The sequence below is a fragment of the Cognaticolwellia mytili genome, assembly GCF_002104475.1.
GTDB lineage: Bacteria > Pseudomonadota > Gammaproteobacteria > Enterobacterales > Alteromonadaceae > Cognaticolwellia > Cognaticolwellia mytili.
Genome location: NZ_NBOF01000005.1, coordinates 76,040 through 88,434, shown reverse-complemented (window position 1 = coordinate 88,434; position 12,395 = coordinate 76,040). Strand labels below are relative to the sequence as shown.

The 12,395-nt window shown below is 39.2% G+C and carries 13 protein-coding genes; 7 read left to right on the top strand and 6 right to left on the bottom strand.

Annotation, left to right across the window (positions count from 1 at the left end; genetic code table 11):
- Positions 1-9 precede the first annotated feature (9 nt).
- A complete protein-coding gene (gene cyoE / locus B7C41_RS20290; RefSeq protein ID WP_085299987.1) occupies positions 10-927 on the top strand; it encodes a heme o synthase in 918 nt (305 codons plus the stop codon).
- A complete protein-coding gene (locus B7C41_RS16100) occupies positions 927-1,580 on the top strand; it encodes an SCO family protein (protein WP_085299986.1) in 654 nt (217 codons plus the stop codon). Before cyoE ends, B7C41_RS16100 begins: the two co-directional genes overlap by 1 nt.
- Before the next feature lie 13 nt (positions 1,581-1,593).
- Here the strand turns inward: B7C41_RS16100 and B7C41_RS16095 are convergent, their stop codons facing one another.
- Positions 1,594-2,643 carry a polysaccharide deacetylase family protein gene (locus B7C41_RS16095; RefSeq protein WP_085299985.1) on the bottom strand — a complete coding sequence of 350 codons (1,050 nt, stop codon included), beginning with the start codon at positions 2,641-2,643 and terminating at the stop codon, positions 1,594-1,596.
- A gap of 101 nt (positions 2,644-2,744) precedes the next feature.
- Between B7C41_RS16095 and B7C41_RS16090 the strand changes: the two genes are divergently transcribed.
- The gene (locus B7C41_RS16090) at positions 2,745-4,076 is read left to right on the top strand and encodes an MATE family efflux transporter (RefSeq protein WP_235839751.1); all 1,332 of its coding nucleotides are present in this window, start codon (positions 2,745-2,747) and stop codon (positions 4,074-4,076) included.
- Here the strand turns inward: B7C41_RS16090 and B7C41_RS16085 are convergent.
- Positions 4,073-4,309 carry a hypothetical protein gene (locus tag B7C41_RS16085; RefSeq protein WP_085299984.1) on the bottom strand — a complete coding sequence of 79 codons (237 nt, stop codon included), beginning with the start codon at positions 4,307-4,309 and terminating at the stop codon, positions 4,073-4,075. The genes B7C41_RS16090 and B7C41_RS16085 overlap by 4 nt on opposite strands.
- 28 nt (positions 4,310-4,337) lie before the next feature.
- Positions 4,338-4,916: a Fe-S biogenesis protein NfuA gene (gene nfuA / locus B7C41_RS16080; protein ID WP_085300284.1), complete on the bottom strand. Its 579-nt coding sequence runs from the start codon at positions 4,914-4,916 to the stop codon at positions 4,338-4,340.
- 244 nt (positions 4,917-5,160) lie between these two features.
- Here nfuA and B7C41_RS16075 point away from each other — a divergent pair, with 244 nt between their 5' ends.
- Positions 5,161-7,725, top strand: a complete 2,565-nt coding sequence (locus tag B7C41_RS16075; protein ID WP_085299983.1) for a M14 family zinc carboxypeptidase — start codon at positions 5,161-5,163, stop codon at positions 7,723-7,725.
- 18 nt (positions 7,726-7,743) lie between these two features.
- Here the strand turns inward: B7C41_RS16075 and B7C41_RS16070 are convergent, their stop codons facing one another.
- Positions 7,744-8,511 (bottom strand): ComF family protein, encoded by a 768-nt coding sequence (locus tag B7C41_RS16070; RefSeq protein ID WP_143764432.1) that lies wholly within the window; start codon positions 8,509-8,511, stop codon positions 7,744-7,746.
- Between the two features lie 54 nt (positions 8,512-8,565).
- Between B7C41_RS16070 and bioH the strand changes: the two genes are divergently transcribed.
- The 3 genes from bioH (at position 8,566) to B7C41_RS16055 (ending at position 10,750) form a co-directional block, all read left to right on the top strand.
- Entirely contained in the window at positions 8,566-9,354 is a 789-nt protein-coding gene (gene bioH, locus B7C41_RS16065; protein ID WP_085299982.1) for a pimeloyl-ACP methyl ester esterase BioH, read from the top strand.
- A gap of 101 nt (positions 9,355-9,455) precedes the next feature.
- Positions 9,456-9,743, top strand: coding sequence for a hypothetical protein (locus B7C41_RS16060; protein WP_085299981.1), 288 nt, complete (start codon positions 9,456-9,458; stop codon positions 9,741-9,743).
- 5 nt (positions 9,744-9,748) lie between these two features.
- Positions 9,749-10,750 carry a putative metalloprotease CJM1_0395 family protein gene (locus B7C41_RS16055; protein ID WP_085299980.1) on the top strand — a complete coding sequence of 334 codons (1,002 nt, stop codon included), beginning with the start codon at positions 9,749-9,751 and terminating at the stop codon, positions 10,748-10,750.
- Positions 10,751-10,844: 94 nt separating this feature from the next.
- On the opposite strand, the gene pyrE is transcribed toward B7C41_RS16055, so the two are convergent.
- Together pyrE and rph are read right to left on the bottom strand one after the other, a co-directional pair.
- The gene (gene pyrE / locus B7C41_RS16050) at positions 10,845-11,486 is read right to left on the bottom strand and encodes an orotate phosphoribosyltransferase (protein WP_085299979.1); all 642 of its coding nucleotides are present in this window, start codon (positions 11,484-11,486) and stop codon (positions 10,845-10,847) included.
- Between the two features lie 20 nt (positions 11,487-11,506).
- Positions 11,507-12,220, bottom strand: a complete 714-nt coding sequence (gene rph / locus B7C41_RS16045; RefSeq protein WP_085299978.1) for a ribonuclease PH — start codon at positions 12,218-12,220, stop codon at positions 11,507-11,509.
- Positions 12,221-12,395 lie beyond the last annotated feature (175 nt).

Below are 12,395 nucleotides of genomic sequence, written 5' to 3'. Positions count from 1 at the left end.
GGGCAAATTATGAGTGATAGTAACACAATAGCAGCGAGTCATAGCGCACCTAGTACGCCAATTTGGCGTGATTATTATGAAATTACTAAACCCCGTGTAGTGGCATTGTTAGTGCTAACAGCACTAGTTGGCATGTGTTTATCGAGTCCGGGAGTAATACCTTGGCAAGTATTAGTACCGTCAATGATCGGTATTGGCTTTTTGTCTTCTGCAGCAGCGGCGATTAATCATATTGTTGATGAACGTATCGATAGTGTCATGGGCAGAACCCACAACCGCCCATTGCCAAATGGTAGATTGACAGCGCGTAATGCTTCGATGTTTGCTATGACATTAGCAGTGACAGGCTTTGCGATTTTATATAGCTTTGTTAATCCATTGACTGCATGGCTAACGTTTTCTGGCTTAGTTGGCTATAGCTTTGTTTACACCATGTATTTAAAACGCGCAACGCCGCAAAACATTACTATTGGCGGTTTAGCAGGGGCAATTCCACCGTTACTTGGTTGGACAGCCATGACTAATGAAGTGCACCCGAATGCATTATTGCTGGTGTTGTTAATCTTTACTTGGACACCACCACATTTTTGGGCATTAGCAATTCACCGTAAAGATGATTATGCAAAAGTTAACATTCCCATGTTGCCTGTAACGCATGGCGTTAATTTTACTAAAACACAGATTTTACTTTATACCGTTTTGCTATTTGTTGTTGGCTTGTTGCCTTATTTAGTAGGTATGAGTAACTGGTTATATTTAATTGGTGCAGTGGTATTAAACTTAATATTTTTTGCTTATGCGTGGAAATTAAAGTTTAACGCTGATGAGAATACCGCAATGGACACCTTTAAATTTTCAATTGTCCATTTAATGGCGCTATTTATCATCCTATTGCTTGATCACTACTTATTACCGGTTGTTAGCTAATGAATAAAGTTATTACGTTTATTGTCGCGTTGGGAGCTTTAATTGCTGGTGTTGTTTTATTCGGTCAATTAAGTAAAAAAGCACCAGCGGAATTTGCTTTGCATTATCAACAAGCAAGGGAAATAAAGTCATTTCAGTTAACCGATCAGCTTGGTGAAAGCTTTACGAATGAGTCATTGAAAGGGCAATGGAGTTGGGTATTCTTTGGCTATACTTCCTGCCCTGATGTTTGTCCTACAACTTTGCAGGAAATGAACTTTATTTATGACGAACTAAAAGCCGTTGCCAATAACAATCAGGTGCTATTAGTTTCGGTTGATCCACAGCGTGATACGCAAGAAAAACTCGCCAGTTATATTGGTTATTTTAATCCTGAGTTTAAAGCTTTACGTGGCGACCACGGTGTCTTGTTTCCGTTTGCTCGTAATTTAGGTTTGATGTATGCGATTACAGAGCCTGAAGAAGCGATGAAGGATGACCATGGACAAAGTGTGGAAAACTATTTAGTTGATCATAGTGCCTCACTGGTATTGATTAATCCGGCTGGCAACGTTGAAGCTATTTTTAAACCTGAACAGGCACTTGGGCAAGTACCTGTGATTGAAGGCGATAAACTGGTTAGTGATTTTGCTAAAATAGTCGCTTTATACTGAGTTAGTTAACGGATTAAAGTGGATACCATTGACCGTTTTCTTTTAGGATAAACCAAGGTTTAGAAAACCAATAATAACGACCAGGTTCACTAAGACTTGGCGCAGTGCAGTTACAGCGTACACGACCACTTGGTAATGGTGCGCTGTAATTGATAGTAAACACTTCATCACCTTGCCATTCAATTTTTTGCAGGCCTAAATCAGAAATATAACAATGTAATTGTGCTGGGTTAAAATCGTCAACTTCAACATTGAAAGTGACCGAGGTTGATTGCCCTTTGTTAAACAGGGTTCCTTGGCTTTCTTCTGCCAAAGTGATGTTAAACGGCAATGAGTTTAACTTGTCACGCAAGCTTGAAATTTGGTCGTAAGGCTGTGAAGCAGGAAACCTTGGAATACTAGTGGTATCAGTGTCTAAACCAACAGCGCCTGATTGCTGACTAAAGGCGGTAAAGTTATTTGCTTGTATCCATTGTTGAATTTCTGGTGTGTATTCGCCGTATGGGTAGGCGAAATAACGCCAGCTTTGTCCTGTTTTCTCTTCAATTAATTTTTCTGCCGATAGCAATGATGCTGTATTTTGTTCTAACCATGCTTGTTGAGTTATTCCTGCTGGAATCCGTGCTAAAGAATCATGTTCCATACCATGGTTGGCAATAATCACGCCGTCATCTGCCATTTCTTTTAGTTGTTGCCATGATAAGTAGCTGGCAGAATTTCGCTCTACAATGCTAGGGTTTACAAAAATACTAAACGGAAAGTCATACTTATCTAAAATCGGTTTACCATTGGTCAAAATGTCTAAATAGGCATCGTCAAACGTGATAACCACTGACTTATTGGGTAAGGTTTTTTGCTGTTTAAGCGAATTTGTTAATGTTGATAAAGGGATCACTTTAAAGTCGTGATCTTTAAGGTACTGCATGTGCAGTGAAAATTGCTCCGGAGAAATACTGGTACTAGCAGGAGTTTTGTCGCTAACATGGTGATATTGGAGAATGACAGTGGCAAAACTTGTCATGTGAAGACAATAGCACAGCGCTGCCAACAGGCGGTATTTCATGGTAATCTTCCTAAGATATTAAGAGGGCTTCAAGCTCTCGCCTAAAATAGCTTTTTTTCTACTATTTATATAGCCCATTTGCCAACAAAGGTCGGCTTTTTTTGAAATTCAATGATATAGAACGTCATAAGCAACTATTTATTCTTGCTTTGCCGATGATTTTGTCAAATATTACTGCTCCACTTCTTGGTTTAGTCGACACGGCAGTCATTGGACACCTTGATTATGCTTATTATTTAGGTGGCAGTACTGTTGGTGCGATGATCATCACTGCGATCACCTGGTTGTGTGGTTTTTTACGCATGTCGACTACCGGATTATCTGCACAAGCTTTTGGCAAAAATGATAGCCAGTTAAATTGTTTAATATTACTGCGCGGTATTATCGTCGCGTTTACTATTGGGCTTTTTGTTATTCTTTTTCAAACTTTTTACCTAGATCTCGCGTTATCTTTAGCGGGCGGCTCAGAGCAAGTACAGTTTTATGCCCGTGAATACAGTGCTATTCGGGTTTGGGGTTTACCTGCCGCATTAGCAAACTTAGTTATTCTTGGCTGGCTACTGGGTAATCATAAAGCTAAAGTTGTGCTGTGGCTGGTTATTGCAACTAACCTGATTAACTTACTACTTGATTTGATTTTCGTTATCGGACTTTCATGGCAAGTAAAAGGCGTTGCCTTAGCAACATTGATTGCTGAGTACAGCGGTTTATTGCTTGGTTTAGCACTGGTTTATCATCATTTTAAAGATAAGTTTATTGCTGTTTTTTCAAATTATAATCAAGTGCTAGATGCAGTAGTAGAACGTACTGCTTTACTTAGCTACTTCAAGCTTAATCGTGATATTTTGATCAGAACATTATGCTTAGAAGTCTGTTTTATTTTTATGACTTTTCAAGGCGCTCGACTTGGTGACGATGTAGTTGCAGCCAACGCAATTCTAATGAATTTTCTGTTATTAATTTCTTTTGGTTTAGACGGTATAGCCAATGCGGCAGAAGTGATGGTAGGAAAAGCGAAGGGTGAGAACAATCAAAAGAGCATGTTTGTAAATGTTAATATTGCGCTATTTTGGACGGGTATTTTTGCTATAGCTTATAGCTTGGTCTTCTATTTTGCTGGCCGTTATTTTATAGCCAATATTTCCAGTATTCCTGAGGTGGTTGACTATGCGCTGCAGCATATCGATTGGATTATCGCACTGCCACTAATAGCTTGTTGGTGTTATCTATACGACGGTGTTTATGTTGGTTTAATGCAGGCAAGTATTATGAGAAATAGTATGTTGATTGCAACGTTTGGTTGTTTCTTCCCTGTGTGGTGGTTATTAAGGGATTATGGTAATCATGGTTTGTGGGCAGCGTTTTCGGTGTTTATGCTTGCACGTGGTGTAACTTTAGCATGGCATTATCAGCGAAACAGGTTGAGTTTTTAACGTTTGGTACGATTGACTATATGGTATAAACGATTGGCGAATAAGCCAATATAACCGTAGATAGCGATAAGACAGCCAAGCGCTAAAACAGCGATGCCAATAATTTGCCAAATGTGGCTTTGGTATAGGCCTAAAAATATTAAGCCGGCGCCGAAAACAAAAAGACCAAGTCCACATAAAAAGCGCTGCATGCTGCGCTGTGGATCTTGGCCTAATTTTTCTAATAATGACATGGTGCTAGCTAACTTACGCTATACAAGCTTAGTAATATGAATGTTCACCGCGTTCGTGTTCTGTCATATCACGTACACCTTTAATTTCACCAGCCATCATTTCTAGCAATTGTTTTTCAATGCCGTCTTTAACCGTTACATCGATTTGCGCACAACCGTTACAGCCGCCGCCAAATTGTAGCACTGCATAACCGTCTTCAGTGATTTCCATTAGCGTACATTCGCCGCCATGGCCTGCAAGTTGTGGATTAACTTCGGCTTTTAAGAAGTAGTCAACACGTTCAAATAATGGCGCGTCGTCAGCAACTTTACGTAACTTAGCATTTGGCGCTTTCAAGGTTAACTGAGAACCCATTTGATCTGTCGTAAAATCAATTTCTGCTTCTTCTAAAAATAGCTTACTGTCCGCATCGATATAAGCTGAAAACTTTTCAAACTTTAATTCAATATCATCAGGTTCTACAGCGTCAGCAGGACAGTATGATACACCACACTCAGCGCTGGCTGTTCCTGGATTTACAACAAACACACGAATACTCGTGCCTTCAGCTTGTTGAGACAGTAGTTTTACAAAATGCTCTTGTGCAGTTTCTGAAATATTAATCATCATACTATTTTACTCTTTACCACTGGGATTGAACGTTCAATACCCGACTATATCACTCAAGTATAGGCATTTTACTCTGCTCTGTCATTTGGTGCTAGTACTTGTTGGTATAATTTATGTACCAAGTCGAATAAATCTAAAAAAGCTCAAATTATTGCGAAATTTGTTGTCGATTTAATGCCATAGCTGGTTCATTAAGTAATATTTTGCTATTTTATCCAACAATTAAATAAGGAAATCTTATATGTTGTTATTGTTGTCTCGAACCTTGGTATTAATGCTATTTATTGCATCATTGACCATGAATTTTACTGCGCATAGTACCGATGTAAGTACCTACTTACCAAATGGTGCTAAATATAGTGAAAACGTGCCAACGCCAGAATCCTCTTTGGGCTTTGGTATTGGTGAACGTCATCCGCGTCATGACCAAGTTTTGCATTACTTGCAACAAGTAGCGACAGTATCATCTCGAGTTAACATAGAAGAAATAGGCCGTACGACTCAGTTTCGTTCACAAGTATTATTGACTATTTCTAGCCCAGAAAACTTAGCTAATATTGACCAAATTCTAGCTCGCCGCGCCGATATTGAAGCGTCAGCTAAAGATCCTGTTGTTGTCTGGCTAGGTTACAGTGTTCATGGCGATGAAATAAGTGGTACTAATGCTGCTATGGTGGTGGCGTATCATTTAGCTGCTTCTGAAGATAAAGCTGTTAAAGATATGCTTAACGACACCATTATTGTCATCGAGCCGAGTCTTAACCCTGATGGTATGGACCGATTTGTCAATTGGGTAACTACGCATCGAGGTATTACCGAAAATCCTGATCCGAATCATATTGAACACCACCAAAACTGGCGTACTGGGCGTACTAACCATTTTGGCTTTGACTTAAATCGTGATTGGTTATTGTTGTCACAAAAAGAAAGTCAAAATCGCATCCCTTATTTTCATCAATACCAGCCTAATGTTTTAGGTGATTTTCATGAAATGGGGGCAAATGGTAGCTACTTCTTCCAGCCAGGTATTCCAACTCGCACACATCCATTAACACCGACTAAGAACACAGAATTAACGCAGTTATTAGCGACTTATCATGCCAAGGTACTCGATGATAAAGGTCGTTTATATTACAGCGAAGAAAGCTTTGATGACTTTTATTACGGCAAAGGTTCGACCTACCCAGATATCAATGGCGGCATTGGTGTGTTGTTTGAACAGGCGAGTAGTCGAGGCTTTCAACAGGAAACCGTCAATGGCTTATTAACTTTTGAATACGGTGTGCAAAATCATGTATTAACATCGCTTTCTACCATTGAAGGGGCATGGAAAAACCAAGCGGAGTTTAAAGCATATCGTAAAGATTTTTACCAACTTGCTCAACAACAAGCGAGCGATGAAAATTTTAATGGTTATATTTTTACTGAAACTAAAGACAACTACCGTTTAAAGGTATTTTTAAATAAGTTACAGCAACATCAAATTAAAGTTTACCCATTAACGCAAGATTATAAAATTAACGATATAACCTACATAGCTGAGCAAAGTTATTATATTCCGTTAGCTCAAGCACAGTATCGTGTAATTAAGGCCTTATTCAATCAGCAAAAGAATTTCCAAGACAACACCTTTTATGATGTGTCGGGTTGGACACTGCCACTAGCAATGAATATTAAATTTGCCCAAGTCGGCCGTACTTGGGGCTTAAAAACTCAAGACTTACCTTGGCAGCCAAGCAGCGAAAAAACACTTAAAACTGTTAGTTCAGCCTATGCTTACGTTTTTGAATGGCATGACTTTTTAGCGCCTAAGTTATTACATAAACTTACAAGTGCTGGTATTAACACTAAGGTGGCGACGAAAGTATTTTCAGCAACCGTTAATGGCGTAACGAAAGCATTCGATAAAGGCACTATTATTATTCCTGCTGGAAACCAAAACGTTGACAACTGGCGCAATATTTCTAGTGACTTTGCAGCGAATAACCAAATACCTCTTATTGCTTTAGATACTGGTTTAACGGTTAAAGGGATCGATCTTGGCAGTAGCTCTTTCCGCCCAATTTCAACACCTAAAGTATTGATGGTTGGCGGTAAAGACACGTCTCAATACGAAGCAGGTGAAATGCTTTATTACCTTGATAATTTATTGGAAATTCCAGTTACCGTTGTTGAAATGCAACGTTTGACTGCGGTGAACTTTGCTGACTATAGTCATATCATTATGGTTGATGGTAAATACGGTAAGTTAAATGGTCTAGTTTTCAATAAACTTAAATCATGGCTAACCAGCGGTGGCGTAGTATTTGGTCAAAAACGTGCTGCGCGTTGGTTGTCAGATAAAGAATTATTAAAAATGGACTTTGTTAATAAAGATCACATCGACCAGTTGTTTGATACTGAAAAACTCACCTATAGTGACAAGGAATCATTGGCGGGCAGAAAACGTATTGCTGGCGCAATTTATCAAGCTGAACTTGATACCAGTCATCCACTTGCTTATGGTTATCAAGCTAGCGAATTGCCGGTATTTCGTAATAGTACCGTTATTATGGAACAGACGACGACGCCTTTTATTAGTATTGCTAAATATAGTCATGCGCCTTTGTTGAGTGGCTATACTGATCAAAATTTAGTGAATCGCTTAGCAAACAATCCGACGCTTGTTGCTCATAATGTTGGAAAAGGACGAGTGATTGCTAGCACTGATGACTTAGCTTTTCGTGGATACTTTTTAGGTAGTATGAAAATTATTGCCAATAGCCTATTCTTTTCAAAAGCCTTTAATGCCCGCCCTGCTGAATAAAACTTAAAACAAAGTGTATTAGTTCGGTAGAGCTAAGCAAATACTGAGGAGTGTAATAGTTTGCACTCCTCTTTTTTTCAGTAATCGACAAATCTCGTTGGCCGTTGTACCTGTTGTAACGACATCATCAATTAAAACTACATGGCCAGCAAGTTCATCAAAAAATTCGGGATTAATATTGAAAGCATTGGCTAAATTTTTTCTACGTTCAGCCCCGGACTTGCCAACTTGGGTCTGAGTTATTTTGTCTCGTAACAGTAATTCTGGTTGGTAGTTGTAGTTCAGCTGTTTTGCAAAGTATTGGGCAATCAAATGCGCCTGGTTGAACCCACGTTCTTGCCACTTAGTTACATGTAATGGCACGCTGAGTACTAGGATTTCTTTTGGTTTTAACTCTTTGTCGAGACTAGTTAAATATTGCTTCCATCTTTGGGCGAGTAAATAAGCTAATAACTCAGCTAATTCTGTTTTTCCATGATATTTTAACTGATTAATCCAGGTAGAAAATGGCCATTGATAAGGCGCTAAACTGAACAGGTGATCAAACGATGTTTTAGGTAGGGCTTGCTTAATAGCTGGCCACGATAATAAGTCGAAACCGATTAAGTGTTCTTTAAAATAAGGTAAATCGTTTTGGCAGTATTGGCAAATCAATTGATGTTGTTGGCAGACGTTACCGCATAAAGTACAGCAACTTATCAGAAACCTTATTTTTTTTATTAGCAGTGGCAATTTTCTACTTAAGTTTAAAATAATCACCTTGTTGAGTTTGCTGCCAAATTCCATTTTCAGCATCCTTTCGTTACACTACGCGCTCACTAAGTATCGAGCGTAATAAGCATGGCAGAAAGTTTACAAATTGCGAGCCAAGGACAAGGTATTCCATTAGTCTTTATTCATGGTTGGGGGCTCAATTCGGCTGTTTGGCAACCGTGTTTAGCAGAGCTCAAGGCTGATTTTGAAGTCATTACCGTTGATTTACCTGGCTTTGCGACAAACTATTCATATCAAGTTACCGATTATTCTTTAAGAGAAATAGCTGACGCTATCCAACAAGCAGTAGGAAAGCCTGCAGTCTATATTGGCTGGTCATTGGGTGGTTTAGTGGCAAGTCAAATAACTCTCACTCACCCTGAGCAAGTACTTGGCTTGGTCACTTTGGCTAGCTCGCCGCAATTTGTAGAGCGTGAAGCTTGGCCGGGCATTAAAGAAAGTGTTTTGACAATGTTTCATCAGCAACTTGCACAAGATACGACAAAAACCATCAGCAATTTTTTAAAAATTCAAGCAATGGGTAGTCCGCACCTTCGTCAAGATATTAAGAAGATTCGTGATTTAGTCATGCAATACGAACAGCCTAGTCGCCAAATATTAGATGATTCGTTACAGCTTTTGGAAACGTCTAATCTAGTGGATAAATTATGTCATGTTAATCAGCCTTTTTTACGATTGTATGGTAAGCGTGATGGCCTAGTACCTAAACACGTTATTCCTTTGATAAACAGTCTTGTACCCCATAGTCAGTGTCATATTTTTGAACAAGCTTCACACGCACCGTTTATTTCTCATCAGACGGAATTTTTAGCAACATTGAAAACTTGGCTAATCGAACACATTGTTACAGGCTAAGTAGTTTACTTTTTACTGTTTTTGGTTAATAATTAGTCAGGTGTTCATACTGATATATTTTTATTGGCTTTGCGGTAAATATATATCTTCAGGAGAAGATTATGGAAATACAATCAGCTTTTAATGCTGGCGTGCAAGGTTTTCAAAAAGCGACAGAAGGTGCTAATCAAGCGGCGAGTGATATTGCACGTAGCACACTTTCAGATAATGAAGTTAGCGAGCCTGCAACTAGCAGCGCTGTTACTCAAGCTTCTGCAGTTAATGAACCTAATGGCTTAACAGAATCAATTGTTAATTTACGTGTTGCCGAAGTGCAAGCGCAGTCATCTGCCGAAGTGATTCAATCTGCAGACGAAAATCTAGGTACGTTAATTGATGTTCGAGTTTAACTAGTATGAATATTACTCCGCAAGCATATACCCTTCCGATACAAACTGCAGTAAATTTGCAGACGGACAGCTTGCGTCGTGATAATCAACAACGAGAAGTTATTGCTAAACCTGAAGCTTCCAACCAGTCTGCTGGTGAAAAAGGTGTAGCATCAGATAAAGAACGTGGTCGTACACCGGCACAAAATAATGAACAAGTTGATTTTGCTAGTTTACGAAAGCAAGCAGAGCAAGCCAGCGCATCAATTAATGGTGGCTCTAGTGACAACGAAAGTTCGTCACAAAACTCGCAACAAAATGCTTCGCAAGATCCTACCAATGAAAATAATGAACAAAATAGTAATGATTCTGATGCACCGGAAGGGCAAGTGCCCGCAGGTAGTGAGCAAAAATCTGATGCAGAAGTCTTGGCTGAAACACAAGAAATTAGAAGTTTAGAAAGTCGTGATAAAGAAGTACGTACGCACGAAATGGCTCATGCGTCGGTAGGTGGGGCGTTTACAGGCTCCCCTTCATATTCATTTGAAATTGGCCCTAATGGCAAAAAATATGCTGTTGAAGGTGAAGTATCTGTCGATTTAACTCCTGTTGCAGGTGACCCTAAAGAAACAATTGCTAAGATGAAACGGGTCCAAGCCGCAGCACTTGCTCCCGCTAGCCCGTCAGCACAAGATACCCGTGTTGCAGCTTCTGCTTCCAGTATTATTGTTGAAGCACAGGCAGATTTAATTACAAAAAATTCTGAAAACTCTGAGTCAAAACCAGAAATAGGCAATTTATTTCGTGATAAAGAAGTTTTAGCAAAAGATGACGATAACTTTGAAAGTAATGAAAGTAGTAAAGCATTCGATCATCAAATGCAACAAACGCTATCATCACAAGAAACTGTAGCGCCAAGTCGAGCGAATGCAGTAAATGAAAGAGCAGGTCGTATCGAACAGTTTTATTCAACGATTAATCATGCTTATGAAAAACCGCCAAGTCATCAATTCGAACTCACCGCCTAGCTAGTTTGGCCGTATAGCTCAATATCGAATTTATATATTCAATAACAAAAAAACCTGCAAATGCAGGTTTTTTACGTTTAGCACTCGCTAGTAATTAGATACCGTAATCTTGACGATATTTTTTGATACTCGCTAAGCTTTCAGCCATATCTGGCTTCTCTTCTAAGTAATTGATCAGGTCCGCTAATGTTACAATAGAAATAACTTTGGTGTTAAAGTCACGTTCAACTTCTTGAATCGCAGAAAGTTCGGCACGACCTTTTTCTTGTCTATCTAGAGCGATAAGCACGCCTGATAATTCAGCGCCATGAGCTTTAATAATTTCCATTGATTCGCGAATTGCAGTGCCAGCAGTGATCACGTCATCAACCAGCATCACTTTACCTTCAAGCGCAGAACCAACTAAGCTGCCGCCTTCGCCGTGTGTTTTTGCTTCTTTACGGTTGAAACAATATGGCATATCAATATTGTAAATATCAGAAAGCGCTACAGCTGTTGTTGTGGCAATTGGTATACCTTTATAAGCAGGACCAAACAATAAGTTATAGTCAATTTTTGAGTCTTGTAATGCTGCAGCATAAAAACGACCTAAACGCGCTAAATCACCACCAGTATTGAATAAACCGGCATTGAAAAAATAAGGGCTAGTACGGCCAGACTTTAGGGTAAATTCGCCAAAGCGTAATACTTGTTTAGATAAAGCAAACTCAATAAAGTCGCGTTGATAATCTTTCATAATCAATTCCTATCGGTTTCTTAGTTTAAAGCGGCTTTTTGAACATCAAATAATTCATTGATACCATTTTTTGCAAGTTCTAACATTTGCTGCATTTCGTCGAAGCTAAATGGTTCTTCTTCAGCAGTACCTTGCACTTCAATTAGCTTACCGGTTTCAGTCATTACTACGTTCATATCAGTATCAGCTGCTGAATCTTCAAGGTATTCTAAATCAGCAATTGGCTCGCCTTTATAGATACCAACAGAAACAGCGGCAATCATGTGCTTAAGTGGGTTGTTATTGATAATACCTTTAGCACGCATATGGTTTAATGCATCAACTAATGCAACACAAGCACCGGTAATTGACGCAGTACGAGTTCCGCCATCAGCCTGAATTACATCACAATCAACGGTAATCGTATTTTCACCTAAGGCAACTAAATCTACTGCAGCACGCAATGAACGGGCGATTAAACGAGAAATTTCTAACGTACGACCGCTTTGCTTGCCGCTGGCTGCTTCACGGCGCATACGAGTATGTGTTGAGCGAGGCAACATACCGTATTCAGCAGTGATCCAACCTTTCCCCTGACCTTTTAAAAAACGTGGAACACCTACTTCAACAGTAGCAGTACAAATCACTTTCGTGTCACCAAACTCAATAAGTACTGAGCCTTCTGCATGAGCTGTAAATTGACGAGTAATGGTTACAGGGCGAATTTGCCCTAAAGTTCTGCCGCTTGGACGCATGTTGAAATTCCTATCGTAGTATAATTGCTGCGCATTATAATCGTTCAAAAGGTATTTTGACATAATGACGTAACAACTAATTTGAAATATAGTTAATTAATAGAAGGTCATTCTATTTGTATATCCAAACTGCATATTTAAGTAGCTTGAGTATATTTATCGTTAGTCGTTATTG